Source organism: Turicibacter faecis, assembly GCF_037076425.1.
Classification (GTDB): domain Bacteria; phylum Bacillota_I; class Bacilli_A; order MOL361; family Turicibacteraceae; genus Turicibacter; species Turicibacter faecis.
Genome location: NZ_AP028127.1, coordinates 330,075 through 349,414, shown reverse-complemented (window position 1 = coordinate 349,414; position 19,340 = coordinate 330,075). Strand labels below are relative to the sequence as shown.

Sequence of the window (19,340 nt, the reverse complement as noted above, 5' to 3'; positions counted from 1 at the left end):
TGGACACGTCCATCCTTTTGTTGATCAAGCCTTTTCCCAAACAAAAAAGGTGAGCAACTATCTGCTCACCTTTTTCATTCCCTAAGCCTTAAATTTACGTAAACGGAGCGCGTTAAGTAAAACAGAAACTGAACTTAAACTCATCGCTGCTGCCGCAATCATTGGATTTAATAACGGTCCGCCAAATAAATGTAAAACTCCCATTGCTACAGGAATACCTAGCACATTATAGGCGAAAGCCCAAAATAAGTTTTCCTTAATATTCAAAATCGTTGCCTTGCTTAGTCGAATAGCGGTTGAAACATCCATTAAATCACTCTTCATTAAGACAATATCAGCCGACTCAATTGCAACATCGGTCCCGCTTCCAATCGCAATCCCAATATCGGCCTGAGCAAGAGCGGGCGCATCATTAATCCCATCTCCAACCATTCCGACCTTACGTCCCGATTGTTGTAACTTTTTAACCTCATTCGCCTTATCAGCTGGCAACACTTCCGCCAACACGAGATCAATTCCAACCTGACGCGCAATCGCATCCGCCGTTTTTTGATTATCCCCAGTAATCATTGCCACCTGGATTCCCATCTGATGTAACGTCTCGATTGCTTTTTTACTGCTCTCTTTTACGGTATCCGCTACGGCAATCACACCAGCTAACTCTCCATCGATCGCCATATACATCGGAGTCTTTCCTTCATAGGCTAATTCATCCGTTTTTTCTTGTAAAGAAGAGACATCGATCTGATGTTCAACCATAAGCTTTAGATTACCAATAAGCAACTTCTGACCTAAAATCACACCTTCGATTCCACGACCAATCATCGCGTGAAATGACTCTAACTCGCATAAAGCATAGCCCCGATCCTGTGCCTCGCGAACAATCGCTTCTCCTAACGGATGTTCGGACGCCTTCTCGGCACTCGCTGCATAACTTAATAATTGCTCTTCGGATAGGGACAACGCTAAAACGTCGGTCACCTTCGGCTTCCCTTCTGTAATCGTTCCTGTTTTATCAAAAACGATCGTCTGTAAACGGTGCGTCATTTCTAGGGCTTCTCCCCCTTTAATGAGGACCCCATACTCCGCACCTTTTCCTGTTCCGACCATAATAGCCGTCGGTGTTGCCAATCCAAGCGCACACGGACAGGCAATCACTAAAACGGAAATAAAAATAGACAAGGCAAATACATCACTTTCGCCTGACACTTTCCATAAAAGTGAGGAAATCACAGCCAATCCCATGACGATAGGAACAAAATAAGCAGAAATAATATCCGCCATTTTAGCAATCGGAGCTTTAGATCCTTGGGCATCCTCGACTAACTTCACAATTTGAGATAATGCCGTGTCGCGCCCCACTCGTGTCGCTTTATATTTAATAAAGCCTGTTTTATTTAAACTGGCCCCAATGACTTGACTTCCTACGGTTTTTTCCACCGGAATACTTTCACCCGTTAACATCGACTCATCAATGGCCGTCATTCCTTCTACGACCTCTCCATCAACAGGCAACTTTTCACCAGGTTTCACAAGGACAAGATCTCCGACCATGACCTCCTCAATCGGAACTTCTAACTCCACACCCTTTCTTTCAACAGTAGCCGTTTTTGGAGCGAGCCCCATTAACGCTTTAATTGCCTGAGATGTTTTTCCTTTCGAGACTGCCTCTAAATATTTTCCGAGCGTAATTAAAGTTAAAATAACGGCTGCCGATTCAAAGTAAAGATGCATCGCATAATGTGCATCCCCCTGCGAAATTTGATAAATACCAAATAAACTATATAAAAAGGCGGTCAATGTCCCAATCGCGACTAACGAATCCATATTGGGACTTAATTGAACTAAATTTTTAATGCCGACCTGATAAAACTTATACCCTGTGAAGACAACAGGTAACGTCAACACAAGTTGAATCAATCCAAAATTTAGAGGGTTCCTCATTGGATCAATCATGTGCGGAAGGGGTAATCCCACCATATGGCCCATTGAAATAATTAAAAGAGGCACCGAAAAAATGAGAGAAATCATAAATCGCTTAAACAATCGGTGGGCCTCGCTCACTTCCTTCGTTGGCTGCTGCTTGATCTCCTCATCCGTTAATAACTCAAATCCGGCCGACTGGGTCGCCTCCTTAAGCTGATTATATCCAATCACATCGGCATTTAGCTTTACCGTCAACTTTTCAGTTGCAAAATTCACGCTTGCCGCCTCGACCCCCTCTAACTTTTGAACAAGACGTTCAAGGCGGTTCGCACATGATGAGCAGCTCATTCCTTTAACCTTAAAGGAATAATCTTTTATATCTTTTCTCACTTTGAATCCCGCTTTTTCAACCGCTAACTCTACTGCCATGGGTGATGTTTTCGCCTCATCATAAACCACTGTTAACATCTCCGTCGCAAAATTAACATTTCCTTGCTCAATCCCCTCTAGCTTATTAATGGCCTTCTCTAATCGATTCGCACACGATGAACAACTCATCCCTTCAATTTTCATCGATATTTTCTTCGTCATCTAGTAGCCTCCTCTTTCATTCTCTTCCTTTAATGGATTTCTACCCGTTTATTTACTGATAGCACGCTCCAACACAGAGATAATTTCATTAATTTTTTCCTCACTGCCTCCGTTAAGACAGGCCTGAGTCACACAGTAATCTAAATGTTGTTTCAATATTAAAATATTTGCTCGTTTTAAGAGCGCCTGAGAAGCGAATATCTGATTTGTCACATCCATACAATAACGATCCTCTTCAATCATTTTAATAATCCCATCTATTTGACCACGTGCTGTTTTTAACACCTGGATTGCTTTCTTTTTTTCTTCATTCATCTCTTACTACCTCCTCCCCCCCTGGGTGGGGGGTAAACTTATTATATCACCCTATTTAGTTTTGTCAATCACCGATTCATTTATAACTCACACCTCTTCTTTGTACGAGACTAACCGAGTGCAACATCTAAAATCATCATAACCAAAAATCCAATCATCACACCGGCGGTACCGGAATGGGAATGATCCCCTAATTGGGCCTCTGGAATCAACTCTTCGACAACGACATAAATCATTGCCCCCGCAGCAAATGCTAAAAACCAGGGCATAATCCCAATAATCGAACCGACAAGCGCAGCCCCAAGTACACCCGCTATCGGTTCAACAATCCCCGATAATGAACCAAATGCAAATGCCTTTTTCGTACTAACCCCTTGCTCCCTTAACGGAAGTGACACTGCTGCTCCCTCCGGTAAGTTTTGAAGACCGATCCCTATCGCTAAAATTAACGCGGCACTTAAACTAAGTGAACTTCCCTCCCTTGCAGCTAACGCAAAGGAAAGACCCACTGCAAGTCCCTCGGGAATATTATGTAAAGTAATCGCTAAAAACAAAAGAGTAGATTTTTTAAAATTTGTCTTCGGTCCTTCCTCTAACCCACTCATCATATGCAAATGGGGAAGTACCTGATCCAATAAATATAAGAATGCGCCCCCTAAGACAAAACCTCCAGCCGCAGGAATCCATCCAATCCCTCCTTGCTCAGCCGCCATTTCAATCGCCGGAATTAAAAGTGACCAAACCGAAGCCGCAATCATCACTCCCGCCGCAAAACCAAGACAAATGCGCTGATAAAACGCATTAATTCCATTCTTAAAGAAAAAAACAAAAGCAGCACCGATTGTGGTCGCTAAAAACGTCATCATCGTTCCTAAAAAAGCTAATAAAACTGGACTCATTCTAGTCCCCCCCTCATCAAAACTTTCAATTTAACGCTCATCATCACTGCTAATAATGCGTAAATTCCCGCTAAGCCTAAATAAACCACCCATAGCGAGTCCCATCCTTGTAATCCTAGGCTAATCAAACCTCCTCCGATGGCATAAAAGAGAAAACTGATACACAAAACCCATCTTTGTTTTCCTAAAGACTGTAACGTCTGCTGGTATACCGTGACACCATTATAAAAAACACCAAGACTTAAAGCGCCTATAAAGTAGGTTTCTGTTGCTAAGATTAATTCCTCCTGATTCGTTAGAAAATGAATGCAAGGCTTCCAACATACTATCATCATAACTGAAATCATCAAATACATCCCCATCGAACGGATTATTGCTAAACGATAACTCGATGGACTTTGATGAACAAGCGTCAATGCGGCCTGAGCATACGCATACATCGGCATCCAGGCAATTATTTGTAACTGATTAATTAACTGATAAACGGCCATTTCCTGCAAACCAATCCGTGAAATAAGTGCGCCAATCACGACAACAAATACGGTACTTTCCAAAAATTCTTGAATCATCATCGGAATCGATCCCCATAAAATGACGCCTATCCTCTCCCATTTCACTTTCCTAACTGTCAATAGGCCCTTTCTTTGAAAAAGATACCCATAAATAATCAAATTAAGGATAAGCGCTAAAACCGAGCCGATGGCATTTCCAATCATTCCAAGTGAGCACCCATAAACGAACACAAGGTCCAATAAAACATTTGTCATGGCCGCCACCGTATTCCCTATTAAAACGTACATGGTTTGATTCACAATCTTCAAATAACTTGAACACGTAAAAAGTAATAAATTTAATCCGATGGAACTACTAAAAATCATCGCATAATTTAATGAATCAGACAAAACGGCACCATTCAATTGGTAAATGTGTTGAAAAATAAATGGCCCGCATCCTACCATCCCGAGTATTGATAAAAGACCAATCCCAACGCTTAGAACAACTTGTGCCCACATATCGTCCATCACCTTAACCGATGTTGTCTCTTTTGAACCTAAAATATTAAATCGAGTAGCCGTCATTCCTAAAATCCCCGTTACACTATTGATAAATCCTGAAACAATAGCGACTGCCGCAAAACACTCCATCGACAAATGCCCCATAATCGCCTGATCACACAAACCGATGACTAATCCTAAAACATTACTCAACATGAGCGGAAATGCTAATTGATCTAGCTTATTTTTCTTAAACATTATTATCCCCTTCTTTTCAAAAATTTAGAAAAGAAGGGTTAATTCAGACAGGTTCTTCATCCTTATTCCTCCACTCTATTAACGTTGCCGATAAAACTCACTAATTCCTTCAAAAAAATCAATGATAAACCCAATCACAGCAATTCCGGCTAATATCCGACTCACAAAATAATCATCAGCTAACCAGTCCACCGATTGAAATGAAAATAGTGTGGTAAAAAACGCCTCATTAAAAATGGAAGGACTTAAAATCATCGTACAAAAAAGAAGACACGATAGTCCTTTATAAATCACACAAAAAAGAAGCAGTTTACCTGTCATTCGTCCAATTAGAAAACGGCAACCGTAATAAATAAAACCTAAAGAATACACAATAAAAAAGAACGGTTGATACTTTGCAAAGACCGTTAAATTTAACAAAGGTTCTAAAATCTTTAATTTTCCATCCACGACATGATAACTAGCGATAATCTGTGGGAAAAAACAAAAAACGAAAATTAAAACACACGTCCCAATCATATTAAACAAACAATCCGTGCGAGAAAAATGCCCCTTTCCCCGTGGACGAGGTGCTGTCAGATTTTTAATAATCTGTCCATTAATGATATCGGTTGGTACATTAAGGACTTTCATCAACACAAACACAAGCGTCACAAAAATAAAGGTCCCCAACCATCCTTGAATCGCTCCAATGATTAATGACCTCATCATTAAACCAACGACCTGAAAAATAATTATTTCTTCAGCCCATTCCATTTGAATCATCCCACTCAAAAAAGCGAGCGCTCCCCAAATAACAGGAATAATTTTTAACAACATCTCTAAACTTGCACGATATAGGGTATAAAACTCCTCACCTAAAAACTTCCTCATCAAATCCCCCCCCTTTCTTAATCAATATATGACAAAAGGTCAGAGATTATTAACCTCCTACCTTTCAAAAGTCTCTCCATTCATTAATGGCTATTTCCCACTTTCTTAAAAGGCACTTCACAAATAGATATAGTCTTTCCACCAATCTTTCCACCAATGATATCCGACATTAGTGTTACATAATAAATATTGATTTCATTAGATAACATGGGGATTAGGAAGGGAATAATAAAAAAATAAACATCGTTCCAGCGACATTAAGATGGCTCCATTAATCATATTCATTCCTTTGCATCCACCCCAAAACATATATTAAAAGACGACCTCTCTTAAACCTAGCGTATAAATCAACGATTATAAAATTAAAAAACAATTTTCAAAAAACAGCTAGCACACTCCAAACACTCATACATATAATGACTATCGGAGCTTCTCATAATTCAATTTATTATTAATCTTATGAGAAAATCTACCTAAAAATAAACAAAAGGAGATTACGTATAATGAATACTGAAATAACACATAATTTAAATGAAAATTCAACAAAGGGAAGCACTAGACCAGGGACTAACGCCCCAGTACATAATCTATCAAAGGGAGCCTATGCCTTTAAAATTGACAGAATTGGAGCAAAGGTATACACTGATAGTTGGTTTACTGGAAAGTCATCTATTACAGTTTCCATCACTAGTTTCTCTGTCATCTCTCCTCAACCATCAGGAACACAAAATCAAACAACTATATATCTTTATAATAAAAACAACAAGAGTGTTGGTAATAAAACTATTACAGTTTCTGGGGGAAAAGGAAGTACAACATTTTATGGTTTAAGTGCAAATGAAAAATATTACGTTTTATTTACAGTTCCTACAAATGGAAACGTCTACTCAATAAAAGGTGATATAAAGTAAATTTCTAGGTAAAATAAAAGTAGTAATCCCACTTAAAGGAGGTATAGAACCATGACTAAAAAATGGATTCAACTCTTATTTTGGATATATTTCTTAATGTTAATGAACTTCATCGTTTTTAAATTTTTTGGCGACGTGAATGAAGTATTGAATCGCATGATGATTAATAAAAATTCAGTTGAAATGGGCTCTTCCTCCTTAGTAAATCTCATCCCATTTAAAACCTTCATTCAAGACATCCACTACTCCAAAGCCCACCTCATATTAAATGTCATCCTTTTTATTCCGTTTGGTATTTTATTCCCTTTAGCTTATCCAAGTCGATCTTCATTTTTAAGCTTTACTGTTATCGCCCTGCTTAGTATTTTAGGGATTGAACTAACCCAACGCCTCACTTACTTAGGAATCTTTGATGTCGATGATATTTTCTTAAATTTTCTAGGTTGCTTAATCGGCTATATTGTATATAAACTCATCAAACGATAAACAAACTTTTAAGTTTCAAGAAGAAACCTCATCGATTCATTCATTTGATGAAATATTAACCTATAAAAAAAGCTCGACTAATCTATAAAAAGAGCCGGTAGGCTTTCATTTAACTAATGAAAATCTACCGGCTTCTTTATATTTATAGCTCTTCACTAAACAGCGAGCTCTCGCTTTCTTAAAATACGCTTAATTAATAAACAATAACAAATCGACGTAATCGTCGCACCAATCGTATCAGAAAGCGGTGCCGCATAATAAACGTGAGTCACATCTGATACTAGCGGAATGAGGCAGACGAAAATAAAGAAAAATGATTTTCGTCCCATCGATAGTAAAATAGCGACATTAATGACACCCATTCCCGTAAATCCATCCACCACCACGTATTGAATAGCCACTCCAATTAAGGCGAGCGTATAAATCTTAATTGCCCAACTCGTTAACTGAATCGTTTCTACATTATCAGTAAAAATTCTCACAAATAAATGGGGAATCGTTTGAGCAATCAATAACATAATCAGGATGAAAATTAAACTTAAAATAAAGATATACTTTTGAGCTGACAGTACCCGTTTTGAATTTCGAGCTCCATAATTATAACCTAAAATGGCTTGTGTTCCCATCGTAATCCCACTAAGAGGCATCGTAATCATGAGCATAAAACTTTGTAAAATGGCAGTCGCTGTAATGAGAAGATCTCCCATCTTTTCTCCACCATAACTTTTAAAAACCATATTTAAGGCAATGAGCATCACGCTATCCAAAGCAACAATAATGAATGGAATAACTCCAATTTTTAAAATCTTTTTCATGATTGAGCAAGAATAGCCACCAAAGGTAATCGGGATTAATGTCTGCTTCCCAAATAAAAACCTCAACGTATACGCACATGAAACAACTTGGGAAATAACGGTCGCCAGGGCGGCCCCTTGAATTTTCATATCAAGCGTAAAAATAAAAATAGGATCCAGAACAATGTTTAAAATAGCTCCAATTAAAACCGACTTCATGGCCACCTTCGCGAATCCCTGACTTAAAATAAATTGATTCATCCCAAGAGCAAGTAGAGCAAAAATGGTCCCTAGAATATAGACCGAAAAATATTCATCTGCTAGTGGATAAATCACCTCACTTGCTCCAAACCCGAGTAATAAAGGCTTCTTAAACAGCAATAAAAGAATAGTTAACACACAAGAAATCACACAAAGCATCATAAACGAGCTGGCTAATACACGGCGTGCCTCATCCTTTTTATCCTCTCCCAAATAAATACTTAATAATGGGGCCCCACCAACTCCAATCCACGACGCAAAAGCTAAAACGAGAGCTGTAATCGGGGCGCATATTCCAATTCCGGCGAGCGCTAAATCGCCAATCTCGGCAATATTTCCAACATAAATGCGATCGATTACGCCGTATAAAACATTAATAAACTGGGCCAACATAGATGGAATGGCCAACCTAAACACCAGTTTCTTAATATCATCTCTTCCTAAATCATTTTCCAAAACCATTGATTTTATCTCCTCCTTAACCCTCTCACACTCTATCTTGTTAAATCACTTAATCGCACGTTAAGTATTTCATAAAATAAAGTATTTAGCAATCGCCAAATACTTTATTCATATATAAGTATAAATGACAACAGCCCTTTGGTAAATGAACTCTTTCTGAAACTTTAGATGAACTTTTTGGAGAAAAGTAGAATGATAAATGAACTTGAAAATAATACAAGTCTCTTGTCATTAAAAACAATTCTTCCCCCCCTCTTACCTATTTCTAATCTGTGGTTTCCTAACTCTATATGAAAAGGAGTCACGCCTATTCATGCATGACTCCTTTTTCTGATTTATTTAGTAAAAGTAATTATAACTTTAAATAAGTCTCCATCGATTTGGATATCTAAACTTCCGCCTTGAAGCTCCACAAAACTTTTTGAAATCGCTAGTCCTAATCCTGAACCTTCCGTATGACGGGATTGATCCCCACGAACAAAACGCTCCGTTAACTCCTGTGCACTTACACAAAGTTCATCTGCTGACATATTTTTAAATACAATTTGAACGACTTCTGATTGATCTAAAATCTCAATGTACGCCCGAGTTCCTGGCATCGCATACTTCGTCATATTTAAAATTAAATTGTCAAACACGCGGAATGTTCGTTCACTATCTAATTTTAATATCACTTTATGGGCTGGAAACTGGCGCCGAATCATTAAATTCGCATCCTGAATTTTATCCTCAAGTTCGAGTAACGTTTGTTTCATTAACGAGGTCACTTCTACCTCTTGAAGATTCATCGTAATATTCCCACTACTTGCCTTACTCATTTCAAATAAATCTTCAATCAATACTTTTAGGCGTTGCGCCTTTTGATCAAGCGTTTGTAAGTATTGCTCCCGCTTCTCTTTAGACAACGTCTCATCTTTCAATAAATCTGTGTACGTAATAATCGACGTTAACGGCGTTTTCAAGTCATGCGACACATTCGCAATTAAATCGCTCCTCATCTTCTGACTCCGAACCTCTTCGTTTACCGCCTTTTTAAATCCATCTTGAATGGCCATAATTTCTTCTTTGAAGGCATTGAAAATGCCAAGATCCTGATTCATTTCAACCTCTAAATTCCCATCTGCTAATGCCTCTGTCACCTGAGATAGAGTGGCATAGTTTTGTTGAAGAGTTAGAAGGTGTTTACGTAAAAAGATGTACAATCCGACACTATAGATAATCACGCCAAAAACCCCGAAAAACCAACCAAAACAACATAAGGAAACTAAAATTGCTTGGATAAAAATAAACAAGGCTAACTTTTTCGTATTTTCTTCTTTTAAATCAACTTCTGTCAACCGTTTCCCTTGACGATAAATGAATCGTCCTAGGCGATAACACCAACAATTTTGACGCATTGTTCGTCTCCCTCCTTGAACAATCAACTGTTTAAAATACAGGAGAGTCATAAATGTAACTAAAAGAAGCATAAACCATAAGCTTAGATTTTGAATAAATGTTAAGTTCACCGAAAACTTCTCAGATAACTCAAGTAAGAAGGGTGGGTTAGAAATCACAGAATGGATCAGCTCAATCATCAATAGATAAACGCCAATTAAGCCAGTAGAAATAATACTCACTATCTCAAGTGGCCATTTAAACCATCCCTTTATGAGTTTAAATTGATTCAGACCGGCAAGCGGAATGAGTATCGTAACCCCAGTAAGCAAAAGGACAACTATTGATTCATAAAATATACTAATCGTAGAAGTTGCATAATAACCACTCCCATAATCAAACCCGGCTGTACTCCCCTTAGGGATTCCATAAATAAACGTCATATTTTTAATGGGGGCTAGCTCAGAAGACATAAAATAAGGATTAGAAGTTTCCTTTAAACTCTCGTAGGCAAATTGTTGCGATGACTTCCCGCTTTCTCCATAAAAATAAGGAATGGATAATCTCCCAGCCGCATCATAATCTAAACGAATAAAATATTGATATTCTTTTTGAAGCTCCTTTAAGTCATTTTCACTTAATTCATTTAATAAGAGAGCTAGGTTCTTGTCTTTTTCCAACTCCTCAGTCGAAAAAGAGGGATTTTCAGTGGCCTCATCCGCCTCCGACTCTGACTTAGTCTCCCGGACGATTGAATCCAATTCAGATAGATGATATTCCCCCCGAAGAGATCGTATTTCTTCTGAAATCATCTCAGATAATAAACACTCGATGACTTGTACTAATTGTTCTTCAGTGAGTTGTTCAAACGGAACGTCTGCCAACTCCCGCGCTAACTGGGGATTAATTGTTTTTAAGATACGCCGATAATCTACGGCAACTGTTGGAACAGAATATTCATTTCCTCCCTCTGAATACTCTTCATCGATATACTCCTCGTACCCAATATCATCTGTCTCGGTATAATACTCAAATAGAGTTTCACACCATGCGCCTAAATTTCTTGAATTTCCCTTATCATCATAGAGATCTTTAGCTAGACCAATGAAATCATTGTGTCTTTCATCTAAAGCTTCAATATAAGTTAAATAATTTTTTATCGTGATTTGACTATACATATCATATTGATCGTAATATCCTTCTTGATTTTTCTTAACATAGGTTGCAATCTTTGGATAGGTTGCCATCATTCCCAACGAAAGTCCTAAGATCACAAAGAAGGATACAATTAAACAAAACCATTTATTGTTTTTCAATTTTGTAGCCAACGCCCCACACCACCTTTAAATATTTTGGTTTTTTTGGATTAATCTCAATTTTCTCTCGAATATTACGGATATGAACCATAATGGTATCCGTACTTACTGCCGTTTCATTCCAAATCCGTTCATAAATCTCCTCAGCCGGAAAGACACGACCAGGATGCCTCATTAACAAATTCAGAATTTTATATTCGATAGGAGTTAATTTTACCAAACTCCCATCGACAGTGAACTCTTTCGTCTCCATATTTAACTCAAGTCCCCCAATCGTTAACACATTTTGTTGATTTTCGGGATTAATGGCCGAAAAACGCTGGTATCTTCTTAGTTGTGAATTGACACGGGCGAGTAATTCAAGCGGACGAAACGGTTTGGTTACATAGTCATCCGCCCCCATATTGAGTCCCATAATTTGATCAACTTCCTCCGATTTAGCCGATAACATAATCACTGGAAAATGATGCGTTTCTCTTAATTTCATCGTAAAAGTAATGCCGTCCATCTTCGGCATCATGACATCGACAATCGCTAAATCAATGGGTTGTGAGGAAACCACTTCAAGTGCCTCAACCCCGTTTGCGGCGATGCTCACCAAATAGCCTTGATTCAATAAATACGCCTCAATCGCCACTGCAATCTCGCGCTCATCTTCAACAATTAAAATATGTGACTTTTTCATCCTATCCCTCTTCCTAACACAAACATGATTCTTTCATTATACCATTTTAAAAGATTGATCTCCCCACCACTTCAAGAAACCATCCCCTTTCTGTCTCTCCAACTGTTAACCCTAGTATAACAAGTAATTTTTAAGAAAAAGTAGGGATAAAACTAAAGAAATTCTAAAGAAAATAAAAACTTTTCTGTTACTAGACTTCTGCCCTCACCCACAAACATAAAAAAGGATGACCATAAGGTCATCCACTTATTTGCGTAATTTTAACGCCCGTGTACTATTAATGACTGCTAATAAAGTCACACCTACATCTGCAAACACCGCGGCCCACATCGTTGCTAAGCCACAAGCCACAAGTATCATGACGAGCACTTTAATCCCTAAAGCAAAAATAATATTTTGATATAAAATCGCGCGTGTTTGTTTTGCCTGTTCAATCGCTTTGCAAAGCGCCAACGGATCATCTTCCATTAACACGACATCTGCGGCTTCAATCGCGGCATCCGAACCAATACCTCCCATCGCTACCCCGATATCAGCACGCGCAAGAACCGGTGCATCATTCATTCCATCGCCAACAAAGACAACGTGTTTATCTTTTGATTTATGCCCTAAAATGGCCTCCACGTGTTCCACCTTTTGATCAGGCAATAACTCGGCATAAACCTCGTCCACTAAAAGTTCTTCCGCGACTTTATTTGCAACACCTACATGATCTCCTGTTAACATCACGATACGTTTTATCCCTTGTTGTTTTAATTTAGTCACCGCCATTTTCGCATTTTCCTTAATTTCATCAGAAATCACCATATATCCAGCGTAAACTCCATTCACTGCCAAGTGAATAACGGTACCTATTGTTTCAACCTCTTCACTTTCAAGATGTGCTTGAGTCATGAGTTTTTTATTTCCAATGAGAACTTGTTTTCCATCTACTGTTGCCTTAATTCCATGCCCCGCTATCTCTTCATACGCTGTTATTCGTGTTGAATCAATCACCTGACGATAAGCTTCAACAATAGACGTTGCGATTGGATGTGTTGACTGACTCTCCGCGTAAGCGGCGAACTCTAAAAATTGTGTTTCATCCATGCCCATAGGATTCATTTGAGTGACCTTAAACACCCCTGCTGTTAATGTTCCCGTTTTATCAAAAACAACCGTTTCGACATGATTTAATGCCTCTAGATAATTTCCGCCTTTAATTAGAACCCCTTGTTTCGATGCCCCGCCGAGTCCAGCGAAGAAACCGAGTGGAATCGAAACAACTAACGCACAAGGACATGAAACAACTAAAAAGCTTAGCGCACGATAAAGCCACGTTGAGAGGTCGGCCCCCATCATCGTTGGAACAACCGCAAGTAAAACAGCTAATCCGACAACAACCGGTGTATAAATACGGGCAAATTTAGTAATAAATTTTTCAGTCTCCGCCTTTTTAGATGAAGCATTTTCCACCAATTCAAGAATACGGGCTACGGTTGATTCCCCGGCTACTTTTGTCACACGAACCGTAATCAAAGCATTCGTATTAATGCAACCTGCTAAAACTTCGTCTCCTACGCGCACTAACCTCGGAACGGATTCCCCTGTTAAGGCAGACGTGTCTAAGTAACACTCACCTTCAATCACTTCTCCATCAAGCGGAATTCGTTCCCCTGGTTTCACCACAATCCATTCACCAATTAAAACGGCCTCCGGTACAACCTCTTTAACTCCTGATTTGGTCACTAAATTAGCATGATCGGCACGAATATCTAATAAGCTACTAATTGATTTACGCGAACGATTGACAGCATATCCTTGAAATAATTCACCGATTTCATAAAATAGCATCACTGCAATCGCTTCTGGGTATTCTCCAATGGCAAACGCTCCCACTGTCGCAACCATCATTAAAAAATTCTCATCAAAGATTTCACCCCGAAAAATATTTCGGAGCGCAGTTTGTAAAACTTCCCCTCCAATTAATAAATAACTGACAACATAAAGGGCAATCTTTACTGGTTCCTCAATAGCAAACAAACTCGCAATAATAAAGATAAATACCCCAAGTAATAAAGCTATATTCTCTACAAAGAAACTTCTCGTTTTGACTTTTTCATCATGATCTCCCCCACATTCTCCATGATGACACATATTATGAGGACCAATAGCGGTTTCGCTTTCTTTAACGACAACATCTGGTTCTAATTGTTTAACAATTTGTTTAATACCACCAACGATCTCATCCTTATTTACTGTATCTTTTATTAAAACCGTTAATTGGTTGGTAGAAAAATTAAGTGTTGCCTCTTCTACACCTTCTAAATGATTAATACGAGTTTCAATTTTATTCGCACAGTTCGCACAATTTAATCCCATTAATACTAGCTTAAACACTCGATTAGTCTCCATAACCATCCTCCTCCTATCCACTCATATGAATAATTATTCATATGTTCATACTCCTAATATATGCCCTCGACCCCACTTTGTCAACTTACCTTTCCAATAAAAGTTAATTTTTATTGTTATAAAAATTGTTTTTTTAAAAAAACAGTCGCATCATCTGACATTTTTTGATAAGATAAGAAAATATATTATTTTAAAGCAAGGGGGATTTTATACATGAGTTCACCACTTAAATCTGAACCTATTCATCGCTTACTACTTAAATATTGTATTCCAGCTATTATTAGTATGATGACCGTTTCCTTATATAATACCGTTGATAGAATTTTCATCGGCCACATCCCTGAAATTGGGAATATCGCCTTAACTAGCTTAGGAACAGTACTACCCTTTATAACGCTCATTTTAGCAAGTGAGCTCTTGATTACATACGGGGTCATCGCTAATCTTTCCTTAAAACTTGGGGAAAAAAAGGAAGCTGAAGCGCAAAATTTTCTAAATCAAGTTCCGGTTCTTGGCCTTCTCATCAGTCTTCTTCTCATTTTTATCTTCACAACCTTTAAAGCCCCGCTTCTCACCTTATTCGGGGCTACCAAAACGACACTTCCACTGGCCACTCAATATTTAGATATTATGATTCTTGGGATTCCTTTTTATATTATCGGATTTTCTCTCATGGCAAGCATTCGTTCAGAAGGAAATCCTAAACGAGCCGCCCTTATTTTGATTGCCAGTTGTTTAATTAACGTGATTTTGGATCCTATTTTCATTTTCACCTTTGATTTAGGAATTGCAGGTGCTGCAATTGCAACGGTCATTTCTTATCTTTTTGTATTTGCCTACGTCTTTTATTACTATACACGTGGGGCATCTAACCTAAAATTAAAACCTTCTTTATTCAAACCTCGTCGTACCTATATCATCCCTATTTTAATTTTTGGTCTTTCAACATCCCTTGTTCAAATTATGACCGCCCTCGTGCAAATATTATTTAACCGCTCTTTAGCACACTACGGAACTCCCCTATCTATTGGGGCCTTCACAACCATTACAACAATTACCAATTTAGCGTTAATGCCCGCCATCGGAATTAATCAAGGATGCGTGCCTATTATTGGGTATAACTATGGACAACGACGATTTGATCGAGTTAAGTCAACCTTCATCTTAGGAACACTTGCTTCAACAGTGATTTTTATGGTTGGGTATATTCTCATCCAACTGATTCCTGAGCACCTTGTTCGATTCTTTAATTCTGACGAGATGCTACTCACACAAACAGTAAGTGGACTCAAATATTATTTATTTACGCTTCCACTATGTGCTCTTGCAACAACTGCGCCTAACCTATTTCAAGCCATTGGACAATCAAGAATTTCTATTGGGTTAGTCGTTTTACGCCAACTTATTTTACTCGTCCCCCTCATCATTTTCCTACCAACTTTCTTTGGTTTAACTGGGGTGTGGATTGCGCAACCCATCACTGATTTAATCATTTCTCTCCTCGCTTTTTATTTAGTAAAACGAGAATTTAAACATTACTAAAACATATGGCCGCTAGTTATAAAACTAGCGGTTTTTTTATCCACTACCTCCTAAAATAACTAGCATAAAAAGAGCTCAAGATATTTTCCATTTCCTTAATTTTTAGCCAAATTTTTAAGATTAAAATCATTGAATTCGTGCATTCTAACATTAAAGGGAAAAATCATCATGGAATAAAAATTCAATTTTTTACCTGATTTCAATTTGATTGAAGCGGCATCCACTTTGATATTAAGATGCCTTTTCTTTACTGGTCCCTTTTTTTCTACCCCTCATCCTACGAACGATTGGACAGGAGTAAATCGTTAATTAAACAAGAACTACCTGTGACACGAATAAGGGAAGCAGAAGCGAAAATATTTCAAGCGCACACACACAACATCCCTTACCAACTTAACAGAAACTCCTTAAAACCTTTACGCGTCCTAATCATAACTTCAGAGAAGCACCATCAGAAAATTGGAAACGAACCAGAAATGGGAACAAAGAAAATAATTAAGAAAGATACACTTTAAAAAAAGAGAGGAGGAACTGCTACTAGACAGCCTAAAAACTAAAAAGTGTGAAACAACATAAATAAAGCTAACTTGTCTATATGAATGACATAAAAAAATTCAAATTCAACAAAGATTATAAACTTTCATTTCAATTTAACCAGTCCCAAAGTTAATAACAATCACTTTTTAGCTATGTTTGAAGTAGCAGTCACGTGAGGATATGTTTGAGAAATTAAAAATAAATAAAAAATATCTCAGTATCGGTCTGATTACCTTAATTATTGGCGTCATCTTAGTCTGTGTTTATCAAATATCTCGCCATGCAGGGGACATTTTTCTTACGTTAAGAATCATGTTGGCCCACCTATTTAATGCCCTTTCACCTATTATCTACGCCTTTATAATCTCTTATATTCTCTATCGACCGTTGCTGTTTTTAGAAAAATGGTGGATCAAAGGTTGGAAAGCCGTCTTTAAAAAAGAGCCTGATGCTAAAAAGGTGCGTCTCATCTGTCTCCTTCTTTTGATTCTCTCCTTACTGGGAAGCCTCTTCCTATTAATTCAGGCTGTTGTTCCACCACTTGTTCAAAATCTATTAACCATTGGGGCCGATATTCCGCATGTGCAAATGATTTTAACGGAAAGTCTTTCTAAACTAGCAGCATATTTTAAATCCCTACATATTACGGATGATCAGATTCATCAGGTGACGTTGTATATCACAGGAATGTTAAGTGGATTTCTTAAAAAAATGTTTGCTTCGGGAACAGGGATGGTCACTAATGTTGCTACCTTTTGCCTCAACTTATTCGCAACGTTAATTCTAACTTTTTATTTTTTAAAAGATAAAGAAATCATTTTTGATGTCCTCGATAAAGTGTCAACCATCACTTTAAAACCAACTTTTAAATTAAAGCTGAAACATTTTATTCATGATGTTCATCAAATTTTTGGGGGATTTGTTTTAGGTCAACTGCTTGATGCCTTACTTGTTGGAATTGCATCAACCATCCTCCTTTTCATTATCGGTCATCCCTTTGCCCTACTCATCGGTTTTATCGCAGGAGTCATGAACGTGATTCCTTATATTGGACCAATGATTGGTGCCACCTTAGCCATTATTTTAGGACTTTTTACTGATATAAAATTAGGTCTATTAGGCGCTGCACTTTTAATTATTTACCAACAAATTGACGGAAATTTTATTCAACCTAAAATCTTAGGAGATAGTACAGGATTAGCACCTGTTTGGATTTTTATGGCTATTTTAATTGGTGGTAATTATTTTGGAACAATCGGTATGATTTTATCGGTTCCTGTTCTTGCACTTATCAAAGTCTATCTCTCACGACGACTTCACAAAATAAAAAAAGAAACACCCGCTTCTTCAACAAATCTTCACCTCTAAATGATAGCCCTTTCTTTTTTGAGATTGTTATGAAACAGGCCTAATGTCTTTAGTTTTATTCAGTTTAACAGATGGGAATATTAACATTTTTATTTATTTTTCTTATAGATTCCGTTATAATTATGGATGAGGAAGATAAGAATAAGCAAGATTTGTGAAATTCTAAGTCCAATAATTTTAATAATACAATGGAGGTAACAACATGCTAGTTTCTGCTAAAGATATGTTACAAAAAGCCTATGAAGGTAAATACGCTGTTGGGCAATTCAACATCAACAACTTAGAGTGGACAAAAGCCATTTTATTAACTGCTCAAGAAAATAACTCACCAGTTATCTTAGGTGTTTCTGAAGGTGCTGCAAAATATATGTGCGGTTATGAAACAATCGTGGGTATGGTAAATGGAATGATGAAAGAATTAAACATCACTGTTCCTGTAGCTTTACACTTAGACCACGGAAGCTACCAAGGTGCATTAGATGCTATGGCAGCTGGATTCTCTTCAATCATGTTCGATGGTTCTCACTATGCAATCGAAGAAAACATCGCTAAAACAACTGAAATGGTTAAATTAACTTCTGAAAAAGGATTATCTTTAGAAGCTGAAGTTGGATCAATCGGTGGAGAAGAAGACGGTGTAGTTGGTAAAGGTGAAGTTGCTGACCCAGCTGAATGTAAACAAATCGCTGACTTAGGAGTTACTATGTTAGCTGCTGGTATCGGAAATATCCATGGTAAATACCCTGAAAACTGGGCTGGATTAGCATTCGATGCTTTAGAAGCAATCAACGCTTCAACTGGAAACACTCCATTAGTATTACACGGTGGAACAGGAATCCCTGAAGAAATGATCAAAAAAGCAATCTCTTTAGGTGTTGCTAAAATCAACGTTAACACTGAATGCCAATTAGCATTCCAAGAAGCTACTCGTAAATACATCGAAGCTGGAAAAGATTTAGAAGGTAAAGGATTCGACCCTCGTAAATTATTAAACCCAGGATTCGAAGCTATCAAAGCAACTGTTAAAGAAAAAATGGAATTATTCGGATCAATTAACAAAGCTTAATTTTCCTTCTTCCATCCAAACCGTCTACCTTTTGTAGGCGGTTTTTTTTTATTAATTCTTTTTACTCTCCCCCCTATAAACTGCATCTTATTAAAATTTAATAGAATGGCTTCCTAAAATACCAATATTTTTTTAACTTTTGTATATTTAGATAAAAAAAGGATAAAATATCTTTGTGTTTATTCGCTTCATCCAATTAATGGGTGATATTCCATTCATTTTTTTTATCCGTTCATGTGATAAAGAAAATAGATGTGTTAACTTATCCAATCAAAAGCGATTAA

At 37.6% G+C, this 19,340-nt stretch carries 14 protein-coding genes; 5 read left to right on the top strand and 9 right to left on the bottom strand.

Features of this window, described 5'->3' with window-relative positions; genetic code table 11:
• Positions 1–81 precede the first annotated feature (81 nt).
• The 5 genes from AACH31_RS01715 to AACH31_RS01695 form a co-directional block, all read right to left on the bottom strand.
• Positions 82–2,517: a heavy metal translocating P-type ATPase gene (locus AACH31_RS01715; protein WP_161831843.1), complete on the bottom strand. Its 2,436-nt coding sequence runs from the start codon at positions 2,515–2,517 to the stop codon at positions 82–84.
• A 48-nt stretch (positions 2,518–2,565) separates the two neighbouring features.
• The gene (locus tag AACH31_RS01710) at positions 2,566–2,832 is read right to left on the bottom strand and encodes a metal-sensing transcriptional repressor (protein WP_161831842.1); all 267 of its coding nucleotides are present in this window, start codon (positions 2,830–2,832) and stop codon (positions 2,566–2,568) included.
• A gap of 110 nt (positions 2,833–2,942) precedes the next feature.
• The gene (locus AACH31_RS01705; RefSeq protein WP_161831841.1) at positions 2,943–3,731 is read right to left on the bottom strand and encodes a ZIP family metal transporter; all 789 of its coding nucleotides are present in this window, start codon (positions 3,729–3,731) and stop codon (positions 2,943–2,945) included.
• Positions 3,728–4,984: an MATE family efflux transporter gene (locus AACH31_RS01700; RefSeq protein ID WP_338617783.1), complete on the bottom strand. Its 1,257-nt coding sequence runs from the start codon at positions 4,982–4,984 to the stop codon at positions 3,728–3,730. Before AACH31_RS01700 ends, AACH31_RS01705 begins: the two co-directional genes overlap by 4 nt.
• Positions 4,985–5,062: 78 nt before the next feature.
• Positions 5,063–5,857: a hypothetical protein gene (locus AACH31_RS01695; RefSeq protein ID WP_338617782.1), complete on the bottom strand. Its 795-nt coding sequence runs from the start codon at positions 5,855–5,857 to the stop codon at positions 5,063–5,065.
• Positions 5,858–6,360: 503 nt separating this feature from the next.
• Between AACH31_RS01695 and AACH31_RS01690 the strand changes: the two genes are divergently transcribed.
• Both AACH31_RS01690 and AACH31_RS01685 read left to right on the top strand, forming a co-directional pair.
• Complete coding sequence (locus AACH31_RS01690; RefSeq protein WP_161831838.1) at positions 6,361–6,768, top strand: hypothetical protein; 408 nt, start codon at positions 6,361–6,363, stop codon at positions 6,766–6,768.
• A gap of 51 nt (positions 6,769–6,819) precedes the next feature.
• The gene (locus tag AACH31_RS01685; protein ID WP_262950268.1) at positions 6,820–7,254 is read left to right on the top strand and encodes a VanZ family protein; all 435 of its coding nucleotides are present in this window, start codon (positions 6,820–6,822) and stop codon (positions 7,252–7,254) included.
• A gap of 155 nt (positions 7,255–7,409) precedes the next feature.
• Here the strand turns inward: AACH31_RS01685 and AACH31_RS01680 are convergent, their stop codons facing one another.
• The 4 genes from AACH31_RS01680 to AACH31_RS01665 form a co-directional block, all read right to left on the bottom strand.
• A complete protein-coding gene (locus tag AACH31_RS01680; protein WP_262950269.1) occupies positions 7,410–8,771 on the bottom strand; it encodes an MATE family efflux transporter in 1,362 nt (453 codons plus the stop codon).
• Between the two features lie 335 nt (positions 8,772–9,106).
• Entirely contained in the window at positions 9,107–11,476 is a 2,370-nt protein-coding gene (locus AACH31_RS01675) for a sensor histidine kinase (RefSeq protein WP_161831835.1), read from the bottom strand.
• Positions 11,451–12,149: a response regulator transcription factor gene (locus AACH31_RS01670; protein WP_161831834.1), complete on the bottom strand. Its 699-nt coding sequence runs from the start codon at positions 12,147–12,149 to the stop codon at positions 11,451–11,453. The genes AACH31_RS01675 and AACH31_RS01670 overlap by 26 nt, the downstream gene beginning before the upstream one ends.
• 246 nt (positions 12,150–12,395) lie before the next feature.
• Positions 12,396–14,543, bottom strand: a complete 2,148-nt coding sequence (locus tag AACH31_RS01665) for a heavy metal translocating P-type ATPase (protein ID WP_161831833.1) — start codon at positions 14,541–14,543, stop codon at positions 12,396–12,398.
• A gap of 213 nt (positions 14,544–14,756) precedes the next feature.
• Between AACH31_RS01665 and AACH31_RS01660 the strand changes: the two genes are divergently transcribed.
• The 3 genes from AACH31_RS01660 to fba all read left to right on the top strand — a co-directional run bounded on the left by AACH31_RS01660 (position 14,757) and on the right by fba (position 19,056).
• Positions 14,757–16,085: an MATE family efflux transporter gene (locus AACH31_RS01660; protein WP_161831832.1), complete on the top strand. Its 1,329-nt coding sequence runs from the start codon at positions 14,757–14,759 to the stop codon at positions 16,083–16,085.
• Positions 16,086–16,802: 717 nt separating this feature from the next.
• Positions 16,803–17,990 carry an AI-2E family transporter gene (locus AACH31_RS01655; RefSeq protein ID WP_161831831.1) on the top strand — a complete coding sequence of 396 codons (1,188 nt, stop codon included), beginning with the start codon at positions 16,803–16,805 and terminating at the stop codon, positions 17,988–17,990.
• Between the two features lie 202 nt (positions 17,991–18,192).
• Entirely contained in the window at positions 18,193–19,056 is an 864-nt protein-coding gene (fba, locus tag AACH31_RS01650; protein WP_161831830.1) for a class II fructose-1,6-bisphosphate aldolase, read from the top strand.
• The last annotated feature ends 284 nt before the right edge of the window (positions 19,057–19,340 follow it).